Annotated in this window: 25 protein-coding genes, 1 tRNA gene and 4 pseudogenes; 11 read left to right on the forward strand and 19 right to left on the reverse strand. The window is 70.5% G+C overall.

The genetic code is table 11. The features are described from left to right. Nucleotides 1-352: 352 nt before the first annotated feature. The 6 genes from thrB to ACF08N_RS17825 form a co-directional block, all read right to left on the reverse strand. Nucleotides 353-1,273, reverse strand: coding sequence for a homoserine kinase (gene thrB / locus ACF08N_RS17800; RefSeq protein WP_392325550.1), 921 nt, complete (start codon nt 1,271-1,273; stop codon nt 353-355). Nucleotides 1,274-1,638: 365 nt separating this feature from the next. Continuing rightward, nucleotides 1,639-2,709 carry a threonine synthase gene (gene thrC / locus ACF08N_RS17805; RefSeq protein WP_392325551.1) on the reverse strand — a complete coding sequence of 357 codons (1,071 nt, stop codon included), beginning with the start codon at nt 2,707-2,709 and terminating at the stop codon, nt 1,639-1,641. Between the two features lie 7 nt (nt 2,710-2,716). Further along, complete coding sequence (locus tag ACF08N_RS17810; protein ID WP_392325702.1) at nt 2,717-4,006, reverse strand: homoserine dehydrogenase; 1,290 nt, start codon at nt 4,004-4,006, stop codon at nt 2,717-2,719. Nucleotides 4,007-4,104: 98 nt separating this feature from the next. Then, nucleotides 4,105-5,496, reverse strand: a complete 1,392-nt coding sequence (gene lysA / locus ACF08N_RS17815) for a diaminopimelate decarboxylase (protein ID WP_392325552.1) — start codon at nt 5,494-5,496, stop codon at nt 4,105-4,107. A gap of 14 nt (nt 5,497-5,510) precedes the next feature. Continuing rightward, nucleotides 5,511-6,476 (reverse strand): ArgS-related anticodon-binding protein NrtL, encoded by a 966-nt coding sequence (nrtL, locus tag ACF08N_RS17820; protein WP_392325553.1) that lies wholly within the window; start codon nt 6,474-6,476, stop codon nt 5,511-5,513. 79 nt (nt 6,477-6,555) lie between these two features. After that, the gene (locus tag ACF08N_RS17825; protein WP_392325554.1) at nt 6,556-7,047 is read right to left on the reverse strand and encodes a response regulator; all 492 of its coding nucleotides are present in this window, start codon (nt 7,045-7,047) and stop codon (nt 6,556-6,558) included. A 147-nt stretch (nt 7,048-7,194) separates the two neighbouring features. Here ACF08N_RS17825 and ACF08N_RS17830 point away from each other — a divergent pair. Beyond that, nucleotides 7,195-7,266, forward strand: a tRNA-Arg gene (locus tag ACF08N_RS17830). Between the two features lie 252 nt (nt 7,267-7,518). Here the strand turns inward: ACF08N_RS17830 and ACF08N_RS17835 are convergent. Together ACF08N_RS17835 and ACF08N_RS17840 are read right to left on the reverse strand one after the other, a co-directional pair. Then, nucleotides 7,519-7,815 carry a GYD domain-containing protein gene (locus ACF08N_RS17835; RefSeq protein ID WP_392325555.1) on the reverse strand — a complete coding sequence of 99 codons (297 nt, stop codon included), beginning with the start codon at nt 7,813-7,815 and terminating at the stop codon, nt 7,519-7,521. Nucleotides 7,816-8,172: 357 nt separating this feature from the next. Beyond that, nucleotides 8,173-8,438: pseudogene (locus tag ACF08N_RS17840) on the reverse strand (site-specific integrase); the annotation flags it as partial. A gap of 550 nt (nt 8,439-8,988) precedes the next feature. Here ACF08N_RS17840 and ACF08N_RS17845 point away from each other — a divergent pair. Then, complete coding sequence (locus tag ACF08N_RS17845; protein WP_392325556.1) at nt 8,989-9,600, forward strand: DUF1326 domain-containing protein; 612 nt, start codon at nt 8,989-8,991, stop codon at nt 9,598-9,600. A gap of 695 nt (nt 9,601-10,295) precedes the next feature. Here the strand turns inward: ACF08N_RS17845 and ACF08N_RS17850 are convergent. Genes ACF08N_RS17850 through ACF08N_RS17860 form a run of 3 tightly spaced genes read right to left on the reverse strand, consistent with a single transcriptional unit; the run spans nt 10,296 to nt 11,871 of the window. After that, nucleotides 10,296-10,970, reverse strand: a complete 675-nt coding sequence (locus ACF08N_RS17850; RefSeq protein ID WP_392325557.1) for a DUF429 domain-containing protein — start codon at nt 10,968-10,970, stop codon at nt 10,296-10,298. A 1-nt stretch (nt 10,971) separates the two neighbouring features. Further along, entirely contained in the window at nt 10,972-11,646 is a 675-nt protein-coding gene (locus ACF08N_RS17855; protein WP_392325558.1) for a protein-L-isoaspartate(D-aspartate) O-methyltransferase, read from the reverse strand. Nucleotides 11,647-11,694: 48 nt separating this feature from the next. After that, complete coding sequence (locus tag ACF08N_RS17860) at nt 11,695-11,871, reverse strand: hypothetical protein (RefSeq protein WP_392325559.1); 177 nt, start codon at nt 11,869-11,871, stop codon at nt 11,695-11,697. Between the two features lie 201 nt (nt 11,872-12,072). On the opposite strand from ACF08N_RS17860, the pseudogene ACF08N_RS17865 reads away from it, so the two are divergent. Together ACF08N_RS17865 and ACF08N_RS17870 are read left to right on the forward strand one after the other, a co-directional pair. Next, a pseudogene (locus ACF08N_RS17865) lies at nt 12,073-12,403 on the forward strand (DUF5954 family protein); the annotation flags it as partial. After that, nucleotides 12,401-12,778 (forward strand): DUF5954 family protein, encoded by a 378-nt coding sequence (locus ACF08N_RS17870; RefSeq protein WP_392325560.1) that lies wholly within the window; start codon nt 12,401-12,403, stop codon nt 12,776-12,778. The pseudogene ACF08N_RS17865 and the gene ACF08N_RS17870, both read left to right, overlap by 3 nt. Nucleotides 12,779-12,921: 143 nt before the next feature. Here ACF08N_RS17870 and ACF08N_RS17875 read toward each other — a convergent pair whose 3' ends face one another. The 3 genes and pseudogenes from ACF08N_RS17875 to ACF08N_RS17885 all read right to left on the reverse strand — a co-directional run. Further along, the gene (locus ACF08N_RS17875) at nt 12,922-13,161 is read right to left on the reverse strand and encodes a hypothetical protein (RefSeq protein WP_392325708.1); all 240 of its coding nucleotides are present in this window, start codon (nt 13,159-13,161) and stop codon (nt 12,922-12,924) included. A gap of 62 nt (nt 13,162-13,223) precedes the next feature. Beyond that, a pseudogene (locus tag ACF08N_RS17880) lies at nt 13,224-13,694 on the reverse strand (esterase-like activity of phytase family protein); the annotation flags it as partial. Beyond that, nucleotides 13,645-14,232 (reverse strand): annotated as a pseudogene (locus ACF08N_RS17885) (esterase-like activity of phytase family protein); the annotation flags it as partial. The pseudogenes ACF08N_RS17880 and ACF08N_RS17885, both read right to left, overlap by 50 nt. On the opposite strand from ACF08N_RS17885, the gene ACF08N_RS17890 reads away from it, so the two are divergent. From ACF08N_RS17890 to ACF08N_RS17905, 4 genes are all read left to right on the forward strand, one after another. Beyond that, nucleotides 14,231-14,698, forward strand: a complete 468-nt coding sequence (locus ACF08N_RS17890) for a hypothetical protein (protein WP_392325561.1) — start codon at nt 14,231-14,233, stop codon at nt 14,696-14,698. The pseudogene ACF08N_RS17885 and the gene ACF08N_RS17890 sit on opposite strands and share 2 nt — an antisense overlap. 153 nt (nt 14,699-14,851) lie before the next feature. Continuing rightward, a complete protein-coding gene (locus tag ACF08N_RS17895) occupies nt 14,852-15,991 on the forward strand; it encodes a hypothetical protein (protein WP_392325562.1) in 1,140 nt (379 codons plus the stop codon). Between the two features lie 129 nt (nt 15,992-16,120). Then, nucleotides 16,121-16,897: a TylF/MycF/NovP-related O-methyltransferase gene (locus tag ACF08N_RS17900; RefSeq protein ID WP_392325563.1), complete on the forward strand. Its 777-nt coding sequence runs from the start codon at nt 16,121-16,123 to the stop codon at nt 16,895-16,897. Between the two features lie 11 nt (nt 16,898-16,908). Continuing rightward, a complete protein-coding gene (locus ACF08N_RS17905; RefSeq protein WP_392325564.1) occupies nt 16,909-17,253 on the forward strand; it encodes a DUF6176 family protein in 345 nt (114 codons plus the stop codon). Nucleotides 17,254-17,287: 34 nt separating this feature from the next. On the opposite strand, the gene ACF08N_RS17910 is transcribed toward ACF08N_RS17905, so the two are convergent. From ACF08N_RS17910 to ACF08N_RS17925, 4 genes are all read right to left on the reverse strand, one after another. Continuing rightward, nucleotides 17,288-17,746, reverse strand: a complete 459-nt coding sequence (locus tag ACF08N_RS17910) for a MarR family winged helix-turn-helix transcriptional regulator (protein WP_392325565.1) — start codon at nt 17,744-17,746, stop codon at nt 17,288-17,290. Between the two features lie 110 nt (nt 17,747-17,856). Then, nucleotides 17,857-18,837, reverse strand: a complete 981-nt coding sequence (locus tag ACF08N_RS17915; RefSeq protein WP_392325566.1) for an aldo/keto reductase — start codon at nt 18,835-18,837, stop codon at nt 17,857-17,859. 28 nt (nt 18,838-18,865) lie between these two features. Continuing rightward, on the reverse strand, nt 18,866-20,074 hold the full coding sequence (locus ACF08N_RS17920; RefSeq protein WP_392325567.1) for a nucleotide disphospho-sugar-binding domain-containing protein: 1,209 nt from the start codon (nt 20,072-20,074) through the stop codon (nt 18,866-18,868). Beyond that, nucleotides 20,071-21,312, reverse strand: a complete 1,242-nt coding sequence (locus tag ACF08N_RS17925) for a cytochrome P450 (protein ID WP_392325568.1) — start codon at nt 21,310-21,312, stop codon at nt 20,071-20,073. Before ACF08N_RS17925 ends, ACF08N_RS17920 begins: the two co-directional genes overlap by 4 nt. Nucleotides 21,313-21,496: 184 nt before the next feature. On the opposite strand from ACF08N_RS17925, the gene ACF08N_RS17930 reads away from it, so the two are divergent. From ACF08N_RS17930 to ACF08N_RS17940, 3 genes are read left to right on the forward strand one after another with little or no spacing between them, the layout of a single operon-like run. Next, nucleotides 21,497-22,540: a methyltransferase gene (locus ACF08N_RS17930; RefSeq protein ID WP_392325569.1), complete on the forward strand. Its 1,044-nt coding sequence runs from the start codon at nt 21,497-21,499 to the stop codon at nt 22,538-22,540. Next, complete coding sequence (locus ACF08N_RS17935; RefSeq protein WP_392325570.1) at nt 22,537-24,225, forward strand: FAD-dependent monooxygenase; 1,689 nt, start codon at nt 22,537-22,539, stop codon at nt 24,223-24,225. Before ACF08N_RS17930 ends, ACF08N_RS17935 begins: the two co-directional genes overlap by 4 nt. After that, on the forward strand, nt 24,222-25,466 hold the full coding sequence (locus tag ACF08N_RS17940) for a cytochrome P450 (RefSeq protein ID WP_392325571.1): 1,245 nt from the start codon (nt 24,222-24,224) through the stop codon (nt 25,464-25,466). The genes ACF08N_RS17935 and ACF08N_RS17940 overlap by 4 nt, the downstream gene beginning before the upstream one ends. Before the next feature lie 76 nt (nt 25,467-25,542). Here ACF08N_RS17940 and ACF08N_RS17945 read toward each other — a convergent pair whose 3' ends face one another. Continuing rightward, on the reverse strand, nt 25,543-26,319 hold the full coding sequence (locus ACF08N_RS17945; RefSeq protein ID WP_392325572.1) for a BTAD domain-containing putative transcriptional regulator: 777 nt from the start codon (nt 26,317-26,319) through the stop codon (nt 25,543-25,545). Nucleotides 26,320-26,331: the final 12 nt, after the last annotated feature.

The following is a 26,331-nucleotide window of genomic DNA, read 5'->3' on the forward strand; positions in this document are numbered from 1 at the left end:
GGCGACCGGTTGTGCTGTCCGGCATCGGTCCGTCGCAGCGGTCCGTGTCGGAGCGGTGGTCCCGCCGGTGCAAATCAACGGCGGAGAGATATACATGCATACGTGCAAGGCCCGGCCCGAGGTCCCCCTGCTCGGCCCACTCCTGGGAAAAGCGAGGGGTGTCGTGCCGGTTCCGGAGCGTGCTCGAAACTGCTCAGGCAGGCTGCTCAGGCAGTGTGGGAGGCTCTCGGAAGAATGGTGGTCCCGATGAGGGACACGCAGCACCGCGTCGCGATGACGACGGTTGCAGACTTGAGGTTAACACTACCGGCTCCAACAAACATTCCCCCTCTCACTCACCGGCAATCGCGTGTCACTGCGGAGCGAGCGGCAGGACGCTCGCTCCCGCGGCGTCGAAGGCGAGCCGGTTGGCCGCCCATCCCTCGCCCGCCAGCTGTGCGACCTTGTCGGCCACACCGTCCTCGGCCAGCGCGAGCACCGTGGGGCCCGCACCGGAGATGACTGCAGGGACGCCATCGGCGCGCAGTCGGTTGACCAGCTCGATGCTCTCCGGCATGGCCGGGGCGCGGTACTCCTGGTGCAGCCGGTCCTCGGTGGCGGGCAGCAGCAGCTCGGGGCGCCTGGTCAGGGCCTCGACGAGCAGCGCCGCGCGGCCGGCGTTCGTCGCGGCGTCGACGTGCGGGACGGTGCGCGGCAGCAGCCCGCGGGCCGTCTCGGTGAGCACCGGCTTCGCGGGGACGAAAACCACCGGAACGACGGAATCGGTGGGATCCATCCTGATCGCGCGCGCCGCTCCGGCCTCGGTCCAGGCCAGGGTGAAACCGCCGAGCAGACAGGCGGCCACGTTGTCCGGGTGACCCTCGATCTCGGTGGCGAGCTCCAGCAGCGCCGCGTCGTCGAGCTTCGCGTCGCCGCCTATGGTCACCGCGCGCGCGGCGACGATGCCGGCGCAGATGGCGGCCGACGAGGAGCCGAGGCCGCGGCCGTGCGGGATGCGGTTGGCGCAGACGACCTCGAGGCCGCGCGGCTGCCCGCCGAGCAGGTCGAAGGCGGTGCGCAGGGAGCGCACGAGCAGGTGGCTTTCGTCGCGGGGCAGCGTCTCGGCGCCCTCACCCGCGATGTCGATGTGCAGACCGGAATCCGCGACCCGGACGACGACGTCGTCGTACAGACCGAGCGACAGCCCGAGGGCATCGAAGCCCGGACCGAGGTTGGCGCTGGTGGCAGGGACGCGCACCCGGACGGCGGCGGCGCGGAACGCTGGACCGGCCATCGCTCGACGACTCTCCTTGGTTCTGAACTGTGAGATGTACGAGATTTGTTCGAGAAGACGAACACCCGATGGCCTCAAGGGCAACAACACCGCGGCATATGCGGCGGGGCGGGTTCGGGTACAGCCTATCGAAGGAAGGTTCACCTGCGACATAGGGCGCACAGGAGGCGCACGATGCGTGTCGCAGGCCCCCTGTGCCTCTACGGGTGCCGTTGTCCCGGTTGCCATACTTTCCCGTAGGGCAACCAGGCGGCCGCAAGAGGGCTTTGAGCCGGATCCCGGGCCTGCCGCGGGCCGGCCCTGGGTCCCGTCCGGTCCTGCCCGGCCGATTGCCGGGGCCGGACAGGACAGGACCGGGCGGACTTTCAGGCGAGGCCGAGGCGCTCGGCCGCGGCCGCCGCGTCCACCGGGACGGTGACCGGCTGGGGTGCTCCGGCGACGGCCCAGTCGGGGTCCTTCAGACCGTTTCCGGTGACCGTGCACACGATCTTCTGGCCCGGGTCGACCTTGCCCTGCTCGGCGGCCTTGAGCAGACCGGCGACGGAGGCGGCCGACGCCGGCTCGACGAAGACACCCTCCTGCGAGGCCAACAGCCGGTAGGCGCGCAGGATTTCACGGTCCGTCACCTCGTCGATGAAGCCGCCCGACTCGTCACGCGCGGCCAGCGCCTGCTTCCACGAGGCCGGGTTGCCGATCCGGATCGCGGTGGCGATCGTCGACGGGTCCTTGACGACCTCGCCGCGCACGAGGGGCGCGGAGCCGGACGCCTGGAAGCCCCACATCCGGGGGTTCCTGGAGGACATCTTGTCCGCGGCGTACTCGGTGTACCCCTTCCAGTACGCCGTGATGTTGCCGGCGTTGCCGACGGGCAGCACATGGATGTCGGGGGCGTCGCCGAGCGCGTCCACGATCTCGAAGGAGGCGGTCTTCTGGCCCTCGATGCGGTACGGGTTGACCGAATTGACCAGCGCCACCGGGTAGTTCTCGGAGAGGCCGCGGGCCAGGTTGAGGCAGTCGTCGAAGTTTCCCTCGACCTGGAGGATGCGCGAGCCGTAGACCAGCGCCTGGCCCATCTTGCCGAGCGCGATCTTGCCCTGTGGGACGAGCACCGCGCAGACCATCCCGGCGCGCACCGCGTAGGCGGCGGCCGACGCGGAGGTGTTGCCGGTGGAGGCGCAGATGACGGCCTGCGCGCCCTCCTCCTTGGCCCGGGTGATGGCCATCGTCATACCGCGGTCCTTGAAGGACCCGGTGGGGTTGGCGCCCTCGACCTTGAGGTGCACCTCGCAGCCCGTGCGCTCGGAGAGGACCTGCGCCGGGACGAGCGGCGTGCCACCCTCACGGAGCGTGACGACCGGCGTCGTGTCCGTGACCGGAAGGCGGTCCCGGTATTCCTCGATGATGCCGCGCCACTGGTGGGTGCCGTTGGTGGTCATGGGTCCCTTACTCCCCTTCAACACGCATGATGCTGGCGACACCGCGCACGGTGTCGAGCTTGCGCAGCGCCTCGACGGTCCCGGACAGGGCGGCGTCGGGCGCGCGGTGGGTGACGACGACGAGCGATGCCTCGCCGTCCTTGCCCGTCTGGCGGACGGTGTCGATGGATACGCCGTGCTCGGCGAAGACCGTCGCGACCTGGGCGAGAACGCCCGGCTTGTCGGCCACGTCGAGGCTGATGTGGTACCGCGTCACCACGTCGCCCATGGGGCTCACGGGCAGCTGGGTGTACGCGGACTCGCCGGGCCCCGTTGCCTCGGCAAGCTTGTTGCGGCAGACGGCGACGAGGTCGCCGAGGACCGCGGAAGCCGTCGGCGAGCCGCCGGCACCGGGGCCGTAGAACATCAGCCGGCCGGCGGCCTCGGCCTCGACGAAGACCGCGTTGTACGCCTCGCGGACCGACGCCAGCGGGTGGCTGAGCGGAATCATCGCCGGGTGCACCCGGGCCGTCACCGACTGCCCGTCCGCCGCCCGCTCGCAGATGGCGAGCAGCTTGATGGTGCAGCCCATGCGCCTGGCGGAGGCGAAGTCGGCGGCGGTGACCTCGGTCATGCCCTCGCGGTAGACGTCGTCGAGACGTACGCGGGTGTGGAAGGCGATCCCGGCCAGGATGGCGGCCTTGGCGGCGGCGTCGAAGCCCTCGACGTCGGCGGTCGGGTCGGCCTCGGCGTACCCGAGGGCGGTGGCCTCGTCGAGCGCCTCGGAGTAGCCGGCCCCGGACGTGTCCATCTTGTCCAGGATGAAGTTCGTCGTGCCGTTCACGATGCCGAGGACACGGTTGACCTTGTCACCGGCGAGGGACTCGCGCAGCGGCCTGATCAGCGGGATCGCGCCCGCGACGGCCGCCTCGAAGTAGAGGTCCCGGCCGTGCTGCTCGGCGGCGGCGTAGAGCGTGGCACCGTCCTCGGCGAGCAGCGCCTTGTTGGCGGAGACGACCGAGGCGCCGTGCTCGAACGCCGTGGTGATGAGGGTGCGGGCGGGCTCGATGCCTCCGATGACCTCGACGACGACGTCGATGTCGCCGCGTTTGACCAGGGCGGTGGCATCGGTGGTGATGAGCTCCTCGGCGATCCCGGCGCGCACCTTCCCGGGGCGGCGCACGGCGACCCCGGCGAGCTCAACCGGGGCGCCGATGCGCGCGGCGAGGTCGTCGGCGTGCGTCGTCATGATGCGCGCCACCTCTGAGCCGACCACTCCACAGCCCAGCAGCGCCACCTTCAGCGGACGCGTACGCATCATCCGACCTCGTTTCCTTTACTTCTACAGTTGGACCAGTCTCACCCACCGGACCGAAGTTTCTATCCCTCGTCCGGCATTCGAGACACCTATCTCAATTAACCGACATCGAGACGCAGGAGATCTTCTTCCGTCTCGCGCCGGACGATCACCCGGGCCTCGCCGTCCCTGACGGCAACGACGGGCGGGCGAAGTGCGTGGTTGTAGTTGCTGGCCATGGAGCGGCAGTACGCGCCGGTGGCCGGCACGGCGATCAGGTCGCCGGGCGCAAGGTCGGCGGGCAGGAACGCGTCCTTGACCACGATGTCGCCGCTCTCGCAGTGCTTGCCGACGACCCGGCTCAGCATCGGCGCGGCGTCCGACGTCCGGGACACGAGCGCGACGCTGTACTCGGCGTCGTACAGCGCGGTGCGGATGTTGTCCGACATGCCGCCGTCGACGCTGACGTACGTCCGCAGGCCCTCCAGCGGCTTGACGGTACCGACCTCGTACAGCGTGAAGGCCGTCGGTCCGACGATGGCGCGACCCGGCTCGACCGAGATGCGCGGCGTCCTGAGCCCTGCCGCCTCGCACTCGCGGGTGACGATCTCGCCGAGGGACTTCGCGATCTCGTGGGGCTCGCGCGGATCGTCCTCGGAGGTGTACGCGATGCCGAGCCCGCCGCCGAGGTCGATCTCGGGCAGCTCGACGCCGTGCTCGTCCCGCACCTCGGCCAGCAGCTGCACGACCCGCCTGGCCGAGACCTCGAAACCGGCCATGTCGAAGATCTGCGATCCGATGTGCGAGTGGATGCCGATGAGCTCCAGCCCGTCGAGCCTCAGCGCACGGCGCACCGCCTCCGCGGCCTGGCCGCCCGCGAGCGCGATCCCGAACTTCTGGTCCTCGTGCGCCGTCGCGATGAACTCGTGCGTGTGCGCCTCGACACCGACGGTCACCCGGATCTGGACCCGCTGCCGCGTGCCCAGGCTCTGCGCGATGTGCGCGACGCGGGCGATCTCCTGGAAGGAGTCGAGCACGATGCGCCCGACACCGGCGCGCACGGCGCGCTCGATCTCTGCCTCCGACTTGTTGTTGCCGTGGAAGGCGATGCGCTCGGCGGGCATCCCCGCGTCGAGCGCGGTCGCGAGCTCACCGCCGGAGCACACGTCGAGATTGAGCCCCTCCTCCTTCAGCCAGCGCACGACGGCACGGCTGAGGAACGCCTTCCCCGCGTAGAACACATCGGCGTCCTTGCCGAACGCCTCGGCCCAGGCACGGCACCGGGCGCGGAAGTCGGCCTCGTCGAGGAAGTAGGCGGGCGTGCCGAACTCCTCGGCGAGGCGGGTGACTTCGATCCCGCCCACGGTGACGACACCGTCCGTGGTGCGGGTGACGGTGGAGGACCAGACCTTGCCGTCGAGGGCATTGAGGTCGGTGGGCGGGGCGGTGTAGTGACCCTCGGGAAGGACGTCGGCGTGACGGGGCCCGGCGGGGTGGGCGGATCGGCTCATCTGTCTCTCACATCTCACAAGTATTCGGGTGCGCTGATGCCGAGCAGGGACAGGCCACCCGCGAGCACCGTCCCGGCGGCTTCGGCGAGGGCGAGCCGGGAGCGGTGGGCGGCCGAGGGTTTCTCGTCCCCGAGGGGCAGCACCGTGTGCTGGAAGGCGAGGAGGGCGTCGGCGGTGACCTCCAGGTGCCGTGCGAGCCGGTCGGGCGCGCGCAGGCGTGCGGCGTCGGCCACGACGGCGGGGTGGTCGGCGACGGCGGTGGTGAGGGCGGGGGCGTCGACGTACGCCCCGGGCGCGGCAGCGAACCCGAGCTGCGCGGCGCTCCTGCTGAGCGCCCTGGCGCGGGCGTGGGCGTACTGGACCTTGTGGAGCGGATTGCGCTCGTGCTGCACGAGGAGCCCCTCGGTCCGGGGCCGGTCGTGCGCGGCGGCGGCGAGGAGGGCCCAGCGGGTGGCGTCGACGCCCAGGGTGTCGGGGTGGGGGGCGGCGGGAGCGACCGTGACGGTCTCGCCGTCGAGGGGCCGGGCCCCGAGCCGCAGGAGGGTCTCGGCCCAGACGCGTGCACGCGGCTCGTCGGCGTGCGCGAAGGCGGCGGCGCCGCTGGCGGACTCGTCGGCGCAGGTCCCGCCGGTGCTCTCCGGCATTCCGTACCGCTCGCCCTGCGCGCGCACGGTCTCCAGGAGCCGCTGCTGGGCGCTGCCGGCGAGGGTGAAGTTGAGGAATCCGGGCCCGGTGATCTCGATGCTCTCGATACCGCCGGTGCGGCCCATCCGCTCCTTGAGGAGAGCGGCCACGTCACCGGCGGGCCGCCCGGCGGGCCCTGCGAGCCGGAGGGCGACGTTGGTGGCGTAGTCACCGCGCCCGCCGGGCCGGGGCCGCTCGATCCGCACGCTCTCGGGCACGGGCGCCCGCAGCACACCGTCCTCCACTGCACGGCACACGGCGTGCAGGACGGTACGGGAGAGCTCGGCGGGAGTCACGGGACAAGCGTATGGGAGGGAGGGGGTGCCTTTGCGAACCGGTTTCGCCATACGGTCAGCGGGGCGGGGACCAGGGGCGTCAGCCTCGTGTGCTTCCGGCTCGCCCGGCCTCATGCCTGCCGTCTACGGACGGCGGACCCTCCCGGCGCTCGCGGTACATCAACTGCCGCACGATCCGGACGAGCTCGGCGGGCTCGAAGGGCTTGGCGAGGAAGGCGTCCACACCGGTGGTGATCCCGGACTCGACCTCGTAGGGCGTGCAGGCGCTGATGATCGCGAGCGGCACCTGCCGCGTCCGCGGATCGGCGCGGAGGCGGGCGGCGGTGTGCAGCCCGTCGAGCCGGGGCATGACGACGTCGAGGGTGATCACGTCCGGCTGCACGCGGTGGACGACGTCGAGACACTCGGCACCATCGGCCGCGGTCACGACCTCGAAGCCCTCCAGCTCGAGGTTGACCCTGATCAGCTGCCGAATCACCCGGTTGTCATCGACAACGAGCACTCGGCCGGACGCGCCGGACACAACTCGAGAGTAGGTGGGCCGGCAGGGCTGCGTCCGGGTTTTCCCCACTTCCGACCCGTGCGGGGGACACGGGGTCACGTGGGGGCGCACGGGGGCGCGCGCCAAGACGGCGTCACGGGGTGGAAATACCTGTTCACGGCGACCCTTCGGGAGCTGGTAGGGTTCTACCCGTCGCCACGCAGCAGCGCGGCGCACGCCCCCGTAGCTCAGGGGATAGAGCAACGGCCTCCGGAGCCGTGTGCGCAGGTTCGAATCCTGCCGGGGGCACCCTGTATGAGGTGCCCAAAGACCCCGTCACCAGCGGAAACGCTGAGGCCGGGGTCTTCGCGTATGTGCAGGCGTGTGCCGCTCGGAGCGGGCGTATGCCGGGGTCCGTGGACTAGCCGTGGACAGGATCTTGGGGCATCGGCGCAGGTCAGTCCCGGGAACGGCGAAGGCCGCCGGACAGGTCCGGGGGCCTCGGCCCATACCGCCTTGAGCGCGTCACTCGTACCAGCAGATCCTCGACAGGGAAGTCCCTCAGCCAGTGGCTTTGGCGATGATGCCTTCCATTTCCTCCCGGCCGAAGGCTCGCAGGGTCGTGCTACGGACGTTGCCCAAGGCGCCGACCTGTAGGAGCACTGCGGTGGCGGTCTCGTCGTCGGGCGCCTCTACGACGGCCACGATGTCGTACGGACCGACGGTCCAGAAGAGGTTCAGGACCTTCACCCCGAGCTTCTGTGCCGCTGCGGTGAAGGCTTCGGCGCGTTGCGGGGTGTCCTTGTAGTTGCGGATCCCTTGGTCGGTCCAGTTCAGCAGCGCAACGAACGTGGGCATGATCCTTTACCCCTGTCAGTGGACACAACATATTGCGGTCAACTCTGGACGTCATGCGCGTAATGCGCATGAGGAGCGCATCTGGACGAGTGATAGGAGCCGTCACGCGCTCCCTCGAGCGGTGGGCAGCCCGTCGACACAAATGACGGTGACACGGCAGCGAACGCCGGACAGCGACGGCAGTCAACAGCGCCCCCGGGCGGTGACCCCAGCTGCTCGGCCTGGCTTCATGGCCCGCCCGACATACACCCCGGGGCCATCGGCGCGGAATACCTGAGGACAGGAACGCCGGTCATCGGCCGAGGCATGGCGATGCCCCGGACAAGTCCGGGGCATCGGAGCTACCGTCGTCTGCGGTCACTCGTACTCGCGCAACAGTTCCTCAATACGGCGGTTGGCGACCGCTTGGCGGCCGTCGAGGCACTTGGCGTATCCGCTGAGAAGAACCTCCACGCTGTTGCCCGCACGCTCGCCACCTCAGTGGCGTCCACCCCGGCGTTGAGCCATGTGGAAAGCGCGGAGTGCCGCAGGTCGTACGGGCGCCGGGCGAGCGGCGAGGCGACCGCGGCCGGCGGGAGCGCGAGCGTCCGAGCTTCCTGCCAGGCCCGGTAGTAGGTCGAGGCGCATCCGCCGCGCACAGCACGGCGTCGCGCGGCCCGGCGTCTCGAGCCGACGCTCCTGTCTTCGCCCCGCTCCGGCCCGGCCGCCGGCCGCACGCCAACGGCGAAGGGGGTTGATGGGGGTGAACCCCGATGCGGCTGGGGCGGTCGGCTCCACGGCTTTAGGCAGCCACCATGGGGCGAGCCTCCAAGATCATGGCCCCGATCGGGAATTCGCGGGCAGGCGAGGAACCAGCCCGATTCGCGGCCAGCGTAAGGGGCCATGATCTCTCGCCCCATGGCAGCTCCCGCGATGACCAATGACGACCAGTCAGCGGCAGCCGACCAGCGCCCCGACGAGCAAAAAACCAGGTCGCCAAGATCCCCGGGCAAGACCGGGGCAAGGAGACAGGCCTTGACTCGCCCATTGAGACTCCACCGCCCGACTCGTCACCTCAAGCGCTCCACGCTCATTGGACGAAATCCCCCTGCTCAGAGGTAGCCGCATATTGTCCCCCCTCACCCGAGGAGAGACGATGGTCAGGGGATCCGCGACGTGAGCTAGGAGAAGCGGATGACCTGGAACCTGCAAGGTCAGCTGTACGAGTCGTGCAGCTGCAACATGTTCTGCCCCTGCTGGTTCGGGGTGCAGGAACTGATGATCATGGACCAGGGCTGGTGCGACGGCGTGCTCGGCTTCCGCTTGCGGGAAGGCAGCTCGGACGGCGTGGCGTTGAACGGGCGCGACGTCCTGTTCGCCATCCACTTCCCTGGACCCACCCTGTTCGACGCTGACGCCACCGCCCGGCTGTGCGTCGACGAGGGGGCCGACGACGACCAGCAGCGTGAGCTGAAGGCGATCTTCCAGGGCGAGAAGGGTGGGCCGATGGAGAACATCGCCGCACTCGTCTCCACCTGGCTGCCCACTCAACGCGCCCGAATCGGTGTGACTGAGGACGGTGACTCGGTCACGATCACCGTGGAAGGAGCGGGCGACCTGCGCTCGCGGCTCCTACGCGATCCGGAGGGAACTCCCTTCACGCTGCGAGGCGGCGGTTTCGTCAGTGGGCTGGGAATGGAAGTAGCGGAGCTTGCGCCGAGCGCCACGCAATGGGCCGACCCAGAGATGCCGCAGAGCTTCGAGACGAAGTCCGGAGCCCGGGGAAGCTTCGCCTGGAGCGGGTGAGGCCAGGGCCCACCCCTGTGCCCAGGCCCGGACCATCGATGGACAGGTCCGGTCCGACACACCAGCTCTGAGCTCCTGACCTGGGATGACGCAAGAGACGCACGGGCCTCCGGAGCGCTGTGCGCAGGTTCGAATCCTGCCGGGGGCATTTCCGGAAAGAGGTCCTGACCAGCGGAAACGCCGGTCGGGACCCTTCTTGTACGTGCCAGAACGCACGCGGCCTACATGGCCGTGGCCATTGTGTCGGGAAGGGCTCCCACCTCTCCGGCAGATCAAGGTCTCACCGGCCAGCCCGGTGACGCTCCTTGACCGACCACCCGAGACCTCGGAGCGGTGGAACTGCCCAGCGATGCCACCACCCCTCAGGCCCCCACCAGCGCCGCCGTGCTGGACCGGCACAAGGTTCACGGTGGAGCCGGGGGCAGAACTCGGTGGGACAGTCGTCGGCTCTGATCACGCGGCAGAGCGAGCCGGCGGGGCGTCCACGACACGCCAATCGGGGTGGAAGACGTGCCGATTCGCTCCGGACAGCTCCCACGCCTGGCAGCCGTTGCGGTTCCCGGGCGCCGGTCACCCGACCGTGACGAACAGCCGGGGGTCGGCGCCGGTGAGGACCTGGTCGATGGGCGGTTACGGCGCGCCCTGGCGCCCACGGCGCACACACCGGGCTGAGGCCGGCGCTGCATGAGCGCGCGTCAGTACCAGATCGCGATCGGGCGCCCGTCCGCGTCGTGTTCGGGCGGGTCCGGGAGGGAACGGGCACGGCCGCGGGCGATTCGGTGAGCCGACCAGGCTGCGGCGGCCGCGTCCAGCACGTCGTCCGGCGGGGTGCGCCCCGCGTCGCCCAGGTCGTCCGGGAGGACGATTCCGGCCGTGGCGAGGAGTGAGCGCCGTGCCATCTGCCCCGCCCAGCTCTTCTTGCGGGGAAGCGGCGCTGTTCCGTCCGCCAGGGCCCGGAACGACACCTCGGGGTGCACTTCGTAAAGCCGATCGCCTCCAGGCTCCGTCAAGCAGGCGTTCGCCTCACGGAGTTTGGGCGCGAGGCCCCAGCTCTGGCGACTCAGCCCGGACCCGGTGAGGTCGCGGCACCGGCGCCGTGCTTCGTCGTACTCCTCCTCCTGCCACACCGCGCGCGGCGGCACCCGGAAGACGCTGCTTCTCAACCGTCCCAGCAAGGCCGCCGCCTCCGTGTCCGCGCGGCGCCACCCGGCTTCGAGGAGGCCCAGCGGCATGTCGACGGCAAGAACCGCCACGCCCACCAGGAGGGAGCGAAGGGTGGTGACGATCCGCGCCCCCGCGAAGCGGCCGTCGTGGAGCTCCACCGCCAACCATCCGGCCGGGCACGCGTCGACGCCGAGGACGGTCACCATGTCAGCCGGCGTCCTCGAACGGGGCCGTCGACGGAAAGCCGAACTCGCCGTAGAGGCGTACGAAATGAGCATGTGCGACGGTCCTGCGGCGCTCGAGTCCCTGGCTCGTCCTCTCGTACAGCTCGACCTGCTCCTGGCCGCCCGGCCCGACCGGCTGCACAAGACGGCCGCCCGCCCGCAGCTGTGCGGTCAGCGGCGGCGGCACCTCCGGGAAGGCGGCGGAGACCACGATCGCGTCGAACGGAGGACTGTCCGGCACACCCAGGGTGCCGTCGCCGACGACGATATCGGCGTTGCCGATGCCCTGGCCGGCGAGGTTGGCCCGGGCCTGCTCGGCCAGGTCCGCCCACCGCTCGACGCCGACGACGTGCGCCGCGAGGCGGGCCAGCAGCGCGGTCTGGAAGCCGTGACCGCTGCCGATCTCCAGCACGCGCTCATCCCCTGTGAGGCCGAGCGCGGCGACCATCATCACCACGAGGGAGGGCTGCGTCGTCACCTGGCCATGACCGATCGGAATCGGCACGTCCAGGTACGCCGACGCGCGGTGGGAGGCCGGGACGAAGGCCGCGCGCGGGGTCTCGCGGAGGGCGCGCAGCAGGCGCTCGTCCGTCACGACGGCGGCACGGGCGGCCTCGACCAGATTCTCGGGGCCGGGATCGCCACGGGGGTGGGACATTCTGACTGCCTCCCTTCCAGGCCATCGTCGGTCACGGGGCCCTCCACGTCACGCTTCGAAGATCCGGATCTTGCTGGCCAGCCCTTCCGGCTGCCCGATGTCGCCCGAGTCGGGTGCCGCCTCCCACTCGCCCGCACCGCGTACGAGCGGCCATCCGGCGAGGGCGAGGTGCAGCGCGAGTGTCGTACCGGCGTGCCTCGGCTGCGGAGACTGGGACCGTCGCACGGATGTTGCCCTGGCCGGGCACGAAACCCATAGTCAGGCCCTCGTCAGGATTGCAGGCCTGCCGGGAGCCCATGCATTTTGACGGATTCCGGCACATCCCCACCCCGATCCGCATCACAATGCGCGCATGAACGATGACTGGAGGCGACGGCTCGACCGGATGCATGAGGATCTCGAAGTGAGGGAGATCCCGTCGCCTGGGTGAAGGAGACCGATGCCGCCCAGGCTTCCCTGCGATACCTGGGGGTTGCCGTGCGTGGGGCGTTGTTCGGGGTGGCCGTGGAGCGGGAGCACGGATGGGAGATCGCCTCCGAGGTGCGGTGGGGGATGCCGCAGGAGGCGCGGGACAGTCTGAACTCGATGCTGGGGATTCGGGCCAAGGACGGGACCGACGATCCAAAGGTGAGGCGGGACCTGCTCGCCGCGGTGGCGATCCTGGAGCGGGAGGCCGTCGACGAGGTCGTGGCCGCCGGGGAGCGGTACCGGATCGTGCGGGGGGACGAGTTCGCGCGGTGCGGGGACGAGGGGCTTGAGCCGCCGCGGGCAACCGACCCGGAGCCGACCGAGCGAGCCTGGGAGAGGGCGCACGAGCCGGGGTCGCCCGACGTGGCACGACGCCCGGCGGATGCTGTACGGCTGCCGGACCGAGACCTGGCCCCTGATCCACGAGTGGAGCGACGCGGAGAGGGAGCCGTACCAGAAAGCCGCCGAGGAGTTCCGGGGCGCTGGGCGCAGCGACGAACTCCGCGTACGGGCACCGGAGTTCCGGGTGTGTCGGGTTCAACGGATGGTCAGGTACGGGGCGGATGGGCCGGAGTCGCCGCGCCCCTCGGACATCGACGACTACGGGCCCATGAAGATGCATCCGACCATGGACGAGGACGGGACCATCCACTACGAGAGCTGAGCGCCGGCGCGGTCACGACACGACTGCCGTACGATTACTGCACGTTGACCGCCTTCCAGGCCGACGCCACGGCCGCGTACTCCGCGCTGCCCTCGCCGTACAGGTCCGCTGCCGCCAGGGTGCCGGTGCCGCGGTGGCGCCGTTCAGGTCGTACGGCCGGTGACTTCTCCTCGGAGGCGGCGACGGCCGACCGCTTCGCGGTCGCGGCCGGGACCGCCGCCGTCGTGCTCGGCACGGCTGGTGTGGACGGTGCCGTCGGCGTCCTCGACGACCTCCCGGGCGACGAGCTTCTCCTTGCCGGACAGGCCGATCGCCTTGGCGGTGGTGGCGGCCTCGACCTGGGCGCCCTTGATCGCGGCGGCGCGCTCCGTGGCCGTGAGCACGAGTCGCTGACCAGGATCAGCGTCCGTTCGCCGGTGGGCAGGACGGGGCCCCAGGTCATGCCCTCGGTGTTCTCCACCGTGGACAGGCCCAGGTCGTGGAAGTCCGCGACCAGCTTCTTGCGCATCGGCACGACGCGTTGACCGGTCAGGGAGTCCATGGCCCGCACATCGGTGGCGCCGCGCGTGGTGGCGTCGTAGACGCGGATCCTGTACCCGGCGCCCGCCACCCAGGTGCGCTCCAGCACGAGGTGACGAGTGGGGTCCTCCGGGAAGGCGAGGATCGCGGGCACGCCGGTGTCCGGGGGCCACGGGCTCGTCGGGTCGGGTGCGGTGAAGATCCTCTCGACAGGGTAGGCGAACTGGCGCAGTACGCCGCCGCGCCGGTGCTGCTGGGTGACGCGGATCAGTGCCCCGCGCCAGGTCGGGCTCGGGGCCGTCCTGGGCCAGCGGGCCCTCGACCGCGCTGGTGACCATGAGGCCGCCCGCGCCGAAGGTGATCGCTTCCACCGCCTTGTTCCGCATCGGGCCCCGATCGGCCATGGTGATCTCGTAGTTGGGCGGCAGCGGCAGCCGGCCGCGGTATCCGCCGGTGCGCGTGGCGAACTGGATCGACGGCTGGATGAGCGGGGCGCTCGAGGTCGCCGGCCGGTCGCCCTCCTGCGCCCACCAGTACGCGCAGCCCAGCGGGTCGACACGCATCTCCTCCGGGTCCACCGCCTTGCCGTCGCCTGCGCTCGGCGGCGGGTAGACCGAGCCGTCCGGCTGGCGGAACGGATGCGTGCCGGTGAAGTCGACGGAGCGCACCCCGGTGCCGTCGACAGCGATCTCGGCGGTGTAGAAGCGGGCGGGCTGCAGGTACGAGCGGTCGTCGCTGATCAGGACGTACGCGCCGGTGCACGGATCCCGGTCGATGCCGGAGAGGCCGCCGACGGTGGTGTCCTGGAAGGCGAGTTTGACATCTCGGATCCCTGCAGGCAGGCGCCTTCGACCGGTGGCCATCGGGCTGGGGCAACCATGGGGGTACATTGGGGTTATAGTCGCGATGAGGCTACCGAAGGACTCGTGGCACATGCCCAAGATCAATGTCTATGTTCCCCACACGCTGGCCGAGCGGATCAAGGCCGTCGGCCTCTCGGTTTCTCCGGTCTGTCAGCGTGCGCTGGAAGAGGAGGTGCGCCGCATGGAGGCGCAGCAGAAGGCAAGCGCAGAGCTGCTCGAGGTCGCCGCGCGGCTTCGAGCCACCCGGCCGGAGGACGGGCTCTCGGGCGAGGAGGCTTCACGCGGTCATGAGGCCGGGCTGAACTGGGCGCGGACCACCGCGACTTACGAGGAGCTGTCCGAAGTGGCAGGTCTGGGTGTGCACGGCTGGTCGGTGATGCCGGTGCCCGGGGACCACACCCTGGCGCCCGCCCTTCGCGCGGCGGGTTACCCACAAGGGGCGGACGGCGCATTCGAGCTGAGCATCCAGGACCGCTGGGTGCGGGCCATGGTGTCCGCCTGCGCCGACGTGTGGCGCGAGGTCGCACCGGTCATCTGAGCCGGTGAACCGGGGCAGTCGGCAGCCCGCAGCCGGCAGCCCTTGGAGGGCCTCGAACAGATCTCGTACGAGACACCAACCGTCCCCTGGGTGCCGTGACTAGATTCCCTGGCGTCCGGGAAGACCCGCGCGCTTCACGAAGGGTGGTGTCTCGTGATCGAGGACGACGTGGGCAGGCTGATCGCGGCGGCCGGTGGGACCGAGAGGGACATGCGGAACGCCCTTCGGGATGTCGGAGCCGAGCGCGCCGTCCGCCTGCTGGCTGAGGAACTCGTCCACCGCGCCGACCTGGAGGACCTCCCGCACGCCGAGGCCGTGGTGCGCTTCGCCTGCCACCTCGGCGAGCGGACCGTGAACCATCTGGTGCATGTCTCCAAGGGGAGTGCCCGCCACATTGCCGACGCCGGGGAGTCCGACGGGACGGCACCCGATGTGACGGTCCGGTACGACACCCTGGAACTGGTGCGTGCGGTCTTCGGGCCCACGAGTGCGCGCACCAGTTCCACCCGCCGCGTCGAATGGCACACCACCGACCCCATCGGGCCTCACAGTGAGGTACCGCGCACGGCTCCGCTCGTGCAACGCCTCCTGCGTGGCACCGCGCCCGGCCTGGACGACCTCGCCGAGCTGTCGCTCCGCTTCGGCAGCGACAAATGGGGCCTGCACTTCTACACCCCCCTCTTCGAACGGCACTTCGCACCGATGCGGGATCGCCCGCTGACTCTGCTCGAACTGGGCATCGGAGGCTTCGACGACCCGGAGGCCGGCGGCGGTTCGCTGCGCCTGTGGCGGCGCTACTTCCATCGCGCCGTGATCTGCGGTGTCGACATCGCGGAGAAGACGGTGGTGGCCGGCGGCCGGATCCGCTCGTTCCGCGGCAGCCAGACCGATCCTGTCTTCCTCGACTCCGTAGTGGAGCGCGTCGGGCCGCCGGACATCGTGATCGACGACGCGAGCCACCGCTGTGCGGACGTCATCGCGTCCTTCCGCCATCTCTTCCCGATTCTGCGGCCGGGTGGTCTGTACGTGGTCGAAGATCTGCAGACCTCGTACTGGCCTCGGTACGGGGGGAGCAGCGAGGAGCTCTCGTCACCGGCCACGAGCATGGGGTTCCTCAAGACCCTCGCCGACGCGGTCAACCACGAGGAGCTCAACGGGCCGGCCCCGGACACCGCCGGGGAGTTCGGCCCGCACGTCGTGGGCGTGCACTTCTACCACAACCTGGCAGTGATCGAAAAGGGCGCCAACCAGGAGGGGACGCTGCCTCCCTGGCACCCGGCACGCGCCGACTGACTGCTCTCCCGGCCCCCGCACCGCATCTACCCGGCCGAAGCTCCGCCCGTACCACTTCCGCATCATCCGTTCCGACCGGAAGGCACTGTGATGACCGCGCGCGCCCAAGCAGAAGCCCCGCCGATACCGATGGCCGGCGATCTGGCCGCCACCTACGTGGAATTGATGAAGCGCGTTCTGATGCGCTGCGCCGACGGCGAGGTGTTCCTCGCCACGCCGCCGGACGGTGAGGCGAGCCGGGCCCCGTCCATGGAGGAGATGGAGAACGGGGTCGCCATGCACCCCGATGCGGACACCATGGTCGGACGACCGCGGCTCGACAACGTCCAGGCGTGCATCGAGACCGTGCTGCGCGACAACGTCCCGGGCGACTTCGTCGAAACCGGCGTGTGGCGCGGCGGCACCTGCATCTTCATGCGGGCCGTACTCAAGGCGTACGGCGTCACGGACCGCAAGGTGTGGCTCGCCGACTCCTTCGCCGGATTCCCCGAGCCCGACTCCCGCACCTACCCCATGGACGCCGTGTACGAGCGCTACGCGAGCTTCGCCAAGGGACTGGGCGAGTCCATCGCGGTGTCGGCGGACGACGTGCGGGCCCGCTTCCGGGGCTACGGGCTCCTCGACGACCAGGTGCGCTTCCTGGAGGGGTTCTTCGCCGACACCTTGCCGGAGGCCCCGGTCGAGAACATCGCACTACTGCGCCTCGACGGTGACTACTACCAGTCCACCTGGGAGGCGCTGGAGCATCTGTACCCCCGGCTGAGCCCGGGCGGCTACTGCGTCGTCGACGACTACTGGCTCACCACCTGCCGCAAGGCCGTCGACGACTACCGCGCGAAGCACGGCATCACGGAGCCCGTCGAGATCATCGACTGGACCGGGGTCTACTGGCGCAAGGAACGGTGAGGGCGGCCTCCATGCACACACGGTGTATCCGTATCCGCCTGCGCCCCGGCACCACCGAGCGAGCCGCCGAGTGGCTGCGCGACTTCGACAGGCGACGGGAGGAGTCGCTCGCTTCGATGCGCAACTCCGGGATGGTCTGGGAGAGCGCCTTCCTGGATCGCCGGCCGGAGGGCGACGAGGTGCTGCTGGTGCAGTGCTCCCGTGACTTCGCCGGCACCTCCCGGGCTTTCCTCGGTTCAACCCTGGAGATCGATGTTCAGGCGCGTGCCGTGATGAAGGAGATCGCCGAGGAGTTCAGCACGCCGGAGACGATGGTCCACCTCGTGGCGGAGCCGACTCAGGACGACGCTGCGTAGGCGGTGGGAGGGCGTGGAACGGGGGCCGCGTTGCTCACATCCGCTCGACGGACTCCGCGAACTTCACGAGGAGCCGGGAGAATTCACGGGCCTCCTCGGCGGGCCAGCCGGCGACGAGGTCGTCGAACACCTTCTGCTGGAACTCCACCGACCGGGCGAGCAGGCCCTCACCGGAGGGTGTCAGCCGGAGCACCTTGCGCCTGCTGTCGCGCCGGGACGGCGTGTGGGTGACGTACCCGCTCTTGACCGCGTCCGAGACCATCCGGCTGGCGGTCGAAGGGTCCAGTTTCAGCTGTTCGGCCACAGAGCCGATGGTGACCTCGGCGTCCGGCAGCTCCGACTGGGCGGTTCCGCCCACCGCTTGGACGACCAGGATGTGGATCAGCCGGTCCTGCTCCATGGAGGTCGGCCTACGGCTCAGGAGGCGAACCGTACGGAAGAGGGCGGGGCCGGAGGCGCGGGTCGGGGAACCGATGTCATCCACGCTGCTCATAGAGCGACCGTAACACACATATATGTGCAGCGCATATAATTTTCCATGGAGCCGACGGCTGCGGCGGACGAAGGCCTGCTTCGTCCGCCGCAGTCCGTTCGCGGTCACCGTCAGGTGTCGAGCAGCTCCTCGATCTGGGGCGCGTACCGGGCGCCGGCCACCTCCTGTCCGGGGAAGCACTCCCCCAGCGCGGCCAGCTCCTCGGGCCCCAGCTCCACGGCGACCGCCGACGCGTTCTCCTCAAGGTGCTCGGGGAACTTGGTGCCGGCCAGCGCCACGACATCCTCGCCCTGGGCAAGGACCCAGGCGATCGCCAGTCGGCTCATCGACACGTCCAGCCGCTCAGCGACCGCCCGGAACCGCTTCAGCAGGACCAGATTGCGCTCGATGTTGCCGGGTGCGAAACGGGGGAAGTTGTGGCGCCAGTCGCCCTCGTCGACTTCGTCCAGCGAGCTCACCGTGCCGGTGAGAAAGCCCCGGCCGAGCGCGCTGTACGCGACGAGCGGCACGTCCGTCTCCCGAAGGGCCTCAAGGATCTCCCCCTCCACATGCCGCTGCCACAGCGAGTACTCCGTGGCCACGGCGGAGACCGGATGCACGGCATGCGCGCGGCGCAGCGTGGCCGGTGACACCTCCGACAGCATCACGCCGCGCACCTTGCCGGCCTTCACGAGCTCCGCCAGGGCGCCCACCGACTCCTCCACCGGGACTTCCGGGTCCACCCAGCCCAGGCAGTACAGGTCGATACGGTCCGTTCCGAGCCTGCGCAGCGAACCGTCGACGGCGCCGCGCAGATACTCCGGGGTGCCGTCGAGCATCATGCCGCCCTCGGGATTCGGCCGGATGCCGGTCTTGACGCAGATCACGGCCTCGTCGCGGCGGCTGCCGAGCGCCCTTCCCAGCTGCCGCTCGCCTTCGCCCCCGGCGTAGAGGTCCGCGGTGTCGACGAGCGTGACTCCCAGGTCCAGGGCTCGCCGGACGGTGGCCTCGCAGGTTCTCGGGTCCTCCACGCCGTAACCGCCGGACATGCTCAGCGTGCCGAGACCGAGGGCCGACACCTCGATCCCCTGCCCCAGTGTGCGTGTCCTCATCCGTTCCTCTCCTCCTTCTCCTCACCGTTCACCATGCCGCCAGCCTTTCGACGACCAGCCGTGCCGTATCCGCGGGCGACGGCTGTGCGGCCGACTCGGCGGCCAGCGCGAGAGACGCCTTGCGGTGGAGGCTCTCCCCCTGAAGGGCGGTCACCGCGTCCCGTATCGCCGCGACCGTCCGCTGCTCCGGACCGAGCTGGATGCCCGCGCCGCAAGCGGTGATCTGTTCCGCGTTGGCGAACTGGTCCGCGAAATGGGGCATTACGAGCTGGGGAACACCGCTGACGAGCGAGGTCATCGTCGTACCGGAGCCGCCGTGGTGCACGATCACGTCGCACATCGGCAGCGTCGCCCCGAGCGGCAGCCAGCCCGCCGCCCTGAGCCGCTCCTGCAGCCGGGCGGTGCCCCGCAGAGCTGCGGCGTCCGCCTCGTCCATGCCGACGACGACCTCCACATCCAGCTCGGCCAGGGCCTCCACCACCTGCTCCAGGAGCGGTTCCATCCGGCCGTACCGGGGCAGCACGGTTCCCAGCGTCACGCAGACCAGAGGCCGTGCGGCGGGACGCAGCGCCCAGTCGGGCAGCACCGATGGGCCGTTGTAGGGGACGTACGTCATCGGGTCGCCGACGGGCACGTCCCTGTGCTGGAAGCTCGGCGGGCAGACGTCGACCAGCGCCACCGGCGGGGAGGCCTCGGGGATCGCCAGGACCCTGGTGGCGGGCCGGAACGCCGCCGTCGCGGCGGCCTGCAGATCGGGACGCGGAGCGAGTCCCCAACGGTGTTCGACCCGGGGAATGCCGAACCTGGTCGCCGCCACGGGGCCTGCCAGTTCCATCGGTTCCGAGACCACGACGTCCGGTCGCCAGCTGTCCACCAGCCGCATCAGGCCCGGCAGCGCCCGTTCCGCGAGGCGGGCGAAGCCCTGGGCGGTGTCGGCGACGGCCTGGCGCGGATCGGAGGCCTGGCGCGGCGGTCCCTGGCCGGCGCTCCTGGGCCGCATCACGTCGATCATGTCGTAGGCGTCCGCGCAGGGAGCCACCGGCAGACCGGACCGGGTCACGTCCGTCAGCAGACTCGCGGGCGTCGCCACCATCACTTCGTGGTCCGCGGCACGCAGCGCCCAGGCCAACGGCACCATCGGATAGAAGTGGCCGGCCGCCGGACACGTGGTGAACAGGACACGACGGCGCCGCTCCGCCGGTGCCGCTCCGGGCTCCACCGGCTCCGCGCCCCTCACCAGGTCACCCGCAGCCGGCGCACGATGCGGTGCATGCCGGGCAGGAACTCCAGCGCATCATCCCCGTCGAGCCGCAGACCGGGCAGCCGAGCGGTGAGGTGGTGCAGCGTCAGCCGCAGCAGGGCGCGCGCCAGATGGGCGCCCACGCATGCCCGGGGCCCGTACCCGAAGGCGAAGTGCCGTTCGGGATCGCGGGTGATGTCCAGGACGTCTGGGCTCTCGTACTGCGCCTCGTCCCGGTTGGCGGACGCGTACATCACCATGAGCCTGTCGCCCGCGGCGAGCGACCTGCCGCCCAGCTCCACAGGCCGCGTGACCTGCCGGAGCAGACCCTGCAGCGGCATGTCGTAGCGCGCCACCTCCTCCACCGCGCGGGATGCCAGATCCGGCTTCCGGCACAGGAGTTCCCACTGGTCACGGTGGGCGAGCAGGTGCCATACGGCGGTGCTCACCATGGCCGTGGTGGTGCTCTGGCCCGCACCGATCAGTCCGGTCAAGGACTCCACCACCGTCCTGCGTTCACGCGGGGTCAGCGGGCGGTCCCCCTCGGCCACGGCCTGAACGACGGCGCTGAACAGGTCGTCGCGCGGCTCGGCCCGCCGCCGCTGCGCATAGGCGTCGAGCAGCCGCTGGTAGGCCGCCACCCGCCGGGCGTTGGCCAGCTGTTCCTCGGGGCCGAGCCTGGAGGAGGCCGTCATCAGGACGGTCAGCGAGTAGCTGCCGTCCACCACAGCGTCCACGTCGTGCGAGGCCAGACCGAGCACACGGGCCTTGCCTCGGATCGGCAGGCTTCGGGCGAACCGGCTCTGCAGGTCACCGGGGCCGCCGGCCGCGAACTCGTCGACCAGCGACGAGACCTGCTCCGCAAGGTGCGGCAGCAGTGCGTTCACCCGCGCCTGGGTGAACGCCTGCTGGATCGGCCTGCGGGCCCGGGTGCGTGCCTCGTCCCCGGGGTTGGCCGCATCCGCGGGAAGCGGCGGATGGGACGCCTCGATCTCGGCCTTCGCCTCCGGGGTGAGCTCCTCCAGCGACCGCAAGGCAGTGGCCAGGGAGAAGGTCTTGGGGTCGGCCAGCACCCGCTGGATGTCCTTGAACCGCGTCACCACCCAGGCGCCGAGGGCGGGTGAACGGAAGACGGGGTCCTCCTGACGAGCCCGTGCGTAGAAGGCGTACGGGTCGTCCTGGAGCCGCAATGGGTCGTACTCCTGCCCGAGCACCGACACATGAGCCTCGGTCATGCGGTCACCTCTCTCTGCGGGAGCTGGGCGTCGGCGCTCATGCTCCGGCGGTGGCGTCACCGCTGATTCGAGAGGTGGTCGAAGGTGCCGCCCCGGCGGGCGGCACCGCGCATTCTCAAACCGTTCCTGATGCCGGGCTCCCAGGATGACGGCGTCGGTCACGATCCCTTCGGAGGGGAGAGCCATGCCCGAGTCGTCCGCCGCGGCAGCAGCCAACGCGTTGACCCCGGAGCCCATTCACCGAGTGCTGCTCGCCTACTGCGGTTCCAAGGTGCTGATGAGCGCGGTCGAAGTGGACCTGTTCAGCGTGCTCGCCCAGGAAGGTCCCGCCACCGAGGCGGAGCTGCGCCGCAGGCTGAATCTGCACCCTCGTTTCTCCCGGCACTTCCTGGACGCCCTGGTCGCCCTGGAGCTGTTGGAGGCGCCCGGCGAGCGGTACGCCAACTCGCCGCTCGCCGACCACTTCCTGGACCGCGCGAAGCCCACCTCCCTCGTCGGCTTCGCCGAGATGACCAGCGACACCTTCTATCCGGCCTGGGGACGGCTGACCAAGGCGCTGCACACCGGCCAGGCCCAGGCGCCGCTGCCACCCGACGACGAGAACCACCTGTTCCGGGTGAACGCCACGGAACATCCGGACCGGGTACGCCGCTTCATGTCCTCCATGGACTCGCACAGCACGCGCATCGGCGAGGAATTGGCCGCCCTCATCGACTGGAGCGGATACAGCCGCTTCGCAGATCTCGGGGGAGCCCGCGGCAATCTGACCGCCGTCATCGCCAAGGCGCACCCGCACCTGAGCGGCGTCTGCTTCGACCGTCCGCAGAGCCGTCCCTTCTTCGACGAGCACATCGGCCGGCTCGGCCTCGCCGACCGGGTCACCTTCCAGGCGGGGGACTTCTTCGCCGACCCGCTGCCGCAGGCCGATGTCCTCGTCTACGGCCACGTCCTGCACGACTGGGGTCCCGACAGCCGTCGCATCCTGCTCAATCGCGCCCACCAGGCTCTGTCCTCCGGGGGAACACTGGTGGTCTACGACCGGATGCTCGACGGCAGCCCCAGGGATCTGGCCAAGCTCATGTACAGCATGACCTTCATGCTCGCCTCCGGAGGCGGCTCCGAGTACAGCGTCGAGGAGTGCGGCGACTGGCTGCGGGAGGCCGGCTTCACCGAGATCAGTGCTCAGCCACTGCTGCACGACCACACGGTGGTGCTCGCCCGCAAGTGACCTCTCCCGACACCAGTCCTGCCCAGGAGGGCCATGTGCACACCGAACGGACGCCCGTCCTCATCATCGGGGGCGGCCTGACCGGCCTGTCAGCCGCCGCCTTCCTCGCCTGGCACGGCGTACCGTCCGTGCTCGTCGAACGGCACGCCGACATCTCGGCGCACCCGAAGGCGCGGGCCATCAACCCCCGCTCCACCGAGCTGTTCCGCTCCATCGGCATGGAGCAGACCGTGTACGACAACCGCTCGCCGATCGCCGGCAACACCGATCTCGTCCATGTGGAGACGCTGGCGGGCCGGGAGCGGGTGCGCATGCCGCGCTCGACCGGTGAGGAGATCAGCGCGCTCAGCCCGAGCCGTTGGGCTCTGATCGACCAGAACCGGCTGGAGTCGCTGCTGCGGGAGCGCGCACGCGACGCGGGCTGCGACATCCGGTACCACACCGAGCTGACCTCCTTCGCCGCGGACGAGAACGGGGTCACCGTCGAGACCGTGGACCGCGGTACCCAGGCACGCCGTACCGTCCGGGCCGACTACGTCATCGCGTCGGACGGCGGCCGCAGCCGGGTGCGTGAGCTGCTCGGCGTATCTCAGACCGGCCCGGGCACCCTGTCGAACCTGGTCAGCTTCTTCTTCACAGCCGACCTCACCGAGGCTCTGCGCGGGCGCAGCATCATCGCCTGCTACGTGAACAACCCGGACGTGGTCGGCACTTTCATGCCCCTGGACAACGACCGGCGCTGGGTCTTCAACGTCTCGTACGACGCCGAGGGCGGGGAGAAGCCGGAGGAGTTCACTCCGGAGCGGTGCACCGAGTTGATCCGGCTGGGTGTCGGCCTGCCCGACCTGCCGGTGAAGATCGACACCACCGATCCACTGCCCTGGGAGATCGCCGCCAGGGTCGCCGAGCGGCTCCGTGTCGGCCGGGTGCTGCTGGCCGGGGACGCGGCCCATGTCATGCCCCCTACCGGCGCGTTCGGTGCCGGCACCGGCATCCAGGACGTCCACAACCTCGCCTGGAAGCTCGCCCTGGTGCTGAACGGCACGGCGGGCCCGGAGCTGTTGGAGAGCTACCACACCGAGCGGCACCCCGTCGCCCGACTCATGATGGAGCAGTCCATGCTGCGGTTCCGGGTACGCGAAGGGGAGGACTACGCCGACGTGGCCGCGGCCATGCTGGACGAGCTGTCCATGGCCTTCGGATACCACTACCAGTGGGGAGCGTTCCTCCCGGCGCGCCCCGGCCGGCGTCCCGCCGCCACCGCCGGCGACGGGTGGCCGGTGGAGGATCCGCACCGCCCCAGTGCCGCGCCCGGCCACCGCGCCCCGCACGTCGTTCTGCTGCGCGGGGCGAAGGAGATCTCCACCCTCGACCTCTTCAGCCGGTCCTTCACCCTGCTCGCCGGCGCCGAGGCCGACCCCTGGGCCGTGGCCGCCCGCGCCGTCGCCGGTGAACTCGGCCTCGATGCCGAGGTGTTCCGCATCGCCCCCGACGGGGAGCTCCAGGATCCCGGGGGAACCTGGGAGACGACGTACGGCGTGCGCCCGTCCGGCGCTGTCCTCGTCCGTCCGGACGGCTTCGTGGCCTGGCGGTCCGAGGGCGGTGCCACCACAGCCGGTCCGGAGGCCGAACTGCGGGCTGCGCTGTGCACCATGCTCGCCCGGGACTCGGAGGCCGCGGCATGACGGGCAACGCAGCGCCCACGCTCGGTGCCGCCTACGTCCCCTTCGCCGACGACGACCCGTACCCCCTGTATGCCCGTGCCCGCCGGGAGGAGCCCGTCTTCTTCTCGCCGGCGCTGAACGCCTGGGTCGTCACCCGGTACGAGGACGTGCGCACGGTTCTCGGCAACCCGAAGGCGTACTCGCTGGCGACAGTCCCGGACTCGCTGGCCATGCTGTCCCCGGCGGCGTACGAGGAACTCGCGAAGACCTTCTCCGAGGTCCCGGTGGCCATTCGTGAGGACGCCGTCGACGAGGCCCGCAAGCGGGTGCGTACCCCCATCCTGCGGGCGTTCTCCGGCGAACGCGCCGAGCTGATGCGCGATTTCGTCCAAGCCCAGGCGGACCTGCTCGTCGACCGCTTCGAGAAACGCGGGCGGGCCGAGCTCATGGCGGAGTTCGCGCGCCAGCTGCCGGTACGGGTCAAGGCGCCGGTGCTCGGACTTGACGAGCCGGACATTGAGGCGTTCGTCACCGGCACCTCCGACTTCATGGAACTGCATTCGGTCGCGGCGCAGCTGTCCGTGGCGGAGCAGGTCGACCGGGCCCGCAAAGTCGTCTCGTACCAGCGCCTACTGGACTCCTACGCCCTGAAGCGGCGCGCCGACCCGCGCGAGGACCTGTTCAGCGAGCTGGTACAGGCCATGGCCCCCGGTGACGAGCCGCTCACCACGCCGCAGCGCAAGGCACTGGTGGACAGCATGACGGGGCTCGTCGCGGCGGGCCACTTCACCAGCACCGCTGCGCTCGGCACCGCCGTGTGGCACCTGCTGTCCCACCGGGACCAGTGGGAGCTGCTGTGCGAGAGGCCCGAGCTGGTGGACAGCGCGATCGAGGAACTGGTCCGCTACGACATGCCGTTGCGCGGGCTGATGCGGCGGGTCACCAAACCGGTGTCGCTCTCCGGTGTGGCGCTCGGCCCGGGGGACGAGCTGATGATCGTGTACCAGTCGGCGAACCGCGACGAGACCGTGTACACCCGTCCCGACGAGCTGGACATCCGGCGCGCGGGTGCCGCCGAGCACTTCGGCTACGGGCACGGCTCCCGCTCCTGCGTCGGCGCGGACCTGGGCCGCATGATGCTGCGCACCGCCCTGGTCACCCTGACCGGCCGACTGCCCGGGCTGGGCCTCGCGGCAGGGCGCGAAGTACGCTGCATGCCCGGACTGCACAAGATCGTACGGGAGTTGCACGTGGAGTGGTGAACCGCTCCGCACCGTGGGGCCCGCCGACCATGACCGGTGCGGCGGGCCCTGTGCGTCGCGTGCGTCGTGACGCCCTTCAGCAGAGCAGCGCGTCGACGGGCGCCGAGCACTCCTCGGAGAGAATGCGGCCGCACAGCCGGCGCAGCCGGGGAGTCGGCGCGGCACCCAGTTCGGCGTGGAGGATGCGCTGGTGCTGCCGATAGGCCCGCAGGGCCTCTCCGCGCCGGCCGCAGCGGTGCAGCGCGACCATCAGCTGGGCCAGGAACCGGTCGTCCAGCGGGAACTCGCACACCAGCCCCTTGAGTTCGCCGATCAGGTCCCGGTGGCTTCCCAGCAGCAGATCCAGGTGGATGCGCAGCTGGGCGGCGCGCAGCCACTTGGCGTTGAGGGCGGCGAGATGCAGATCCAGCTGCGGGCCCGTCGGCACCCCAGCGAAGGCGTGCCCCCGCCACAGGGCGAGCGCTTGACGCAGCAGATCGGCGGCGTGGTGCAGCCGGTCGGGCTCCTCTCCCCCGCGCATCAGGGTGCGGGCGCTTTCCGCCAGCCCCTCGAAGACGAAGGCATCCACGTCCTCCCGCCGCACGGTCAGCCGGTAGCCGGAGCCCCCTGTGGACAACCGGTCGGTGTCGCCGGGCAGCAGCTTGCGCAGCTCGTGCACATAGGTGCGGATCGTCGTGTCTGCGGTGGACGGAGGCCCGTCCGGCCACAGCTCGCCGGCGAGCGCCGTCAGGGGCAGGGCGTCTCCCCTGGCCATCAGCAGCAGGGCAATGAGCTGCTGAAGCCGGGGAGCGGAGACCGCGGTCTTGTCGTCGCCGTCGGTCAGCTGAAGCGGTCCGAGGACCAAGAACTGCAAAGAGGCCTCCTG

The sequence above is a fragment of the Streptomyces sp. NPDC015127 genome (genome assembly GCF_043080095.1).
In the GTDB taxonomy this organism is placed as follows: Bacteria; Actinomycetota; Actinomycetes; order Streptomycetales; family Streptomycetaceae; genus Streptomyces.

Coding starts and splice junctions, on each gene's coding strand:
- ACF08N_RS17890 (WP_392325561.1), top strand. CDS start 14,231: ATGCCCAAGATCAATGTCTATGTTCCCCACACGCTGGCCGAGCGGATC.
- lysA (WP_392325552.1), bottom strand. CDS start 5,496: ATGAGCCGATCCGCCCACCCCGCCGGGCCCCGTCACGCCGACGTCCTT.
- thrB (WP_392325550.1), bottom strand. CDS start 1,273: ATGGCCGGTCCAGCGTTCCGCGCCGCCGCCGTCCGGGTGCGCGTCCCT.
- ACF08N_RS17855 (WP_392325558.1), bottom strand. CDS start 11,646: ATGTCCCACCCCCGTGGCGATCCCGGCCCCGAGAATCTGGTCGAGGCC.
- ACF08N_RS17925 (WP_392325568.1), bottom strand. CDS start 21,312: ATGACCGAGGCTCATGTGTCGGTGCTCGGGCAGGAGTACGACCCATTG.
- ACF08N_RS17940 (WP_392325571.1), top strand. CDS start 24,222: ATGACGGGCAACGCAGCGCCCACGCTCGGTGCCGCCTACGTCCCCTTC.
- ACF08N_RS17910 (WP_392325565.1), bottom strand. CDS start 17,746: ATGAGCAGCGTGGATGACATCGGTTCCCCGACCCGCGCCTCCGGCCCC.
- ACF08N_RS17905 (WP_392325564.1), top strand. CDS start 16,909: ATGCACACACGGTGTATCCGTATCCGCCTGCGCCCCGGCACCACCGAG.
- ACF08N_RS17900 (WP_392325563.1), top strand. CDS start 16,121: ATGGCCGGCGATCTGGCCGCCACCTACGTGGAATTGATGAAGCGCGTT.
- ACF08N_RS17930 (WP_392325569.1), top strand. CDS start 21,497: ATGCCCGAGTCGTCCGCCGCGGCAGCAGCCAACGCGTTGACCCCGGAG.
- thrC (WP_392325551.1), bottom strand. CDS start 2,709: ATGACCACCAACGGCACCCACCAGTGGCGCGGCATCATCGAGGAATAC.
- ACF08N_RS17845 (WP_392325556.1), top strand. CDS start 8,989: ATGACCTGGAACCTGCAAGGTCAGCTGTACGAGTCGTGCAGCTGCAAC.
- ACF08N_RS17850 (WP_392325557.1), bottom strand. CDS start 10,970: ATGGTGACCGTCCTCGGCGTCGACGCGTGCCCGGCCGGATGGTTGGCG.
- ACF08N_RS17810 (WP_392325702.1), bottom strand. CDS start 4,006: ATGCGTACGCGTCCGCTGAAGGTGGCGCTGCTGGGCTGTGGAGTGGTC.
- ACF08N_RS17915 (WP_392325566.1), bottom strand. CDS start 18,837: ATGAGGACACGCACACTGGGGCAGGGGATCGAGGTGTCGGCCCTCGGT.
- ACF08N_RS17835 (WP_392325555.1), bottom strand. CDS start 7,815: ATGCCCACGTTCGTTGCGCTGCTGAACTGGACCGACCAAGGGATCCGC.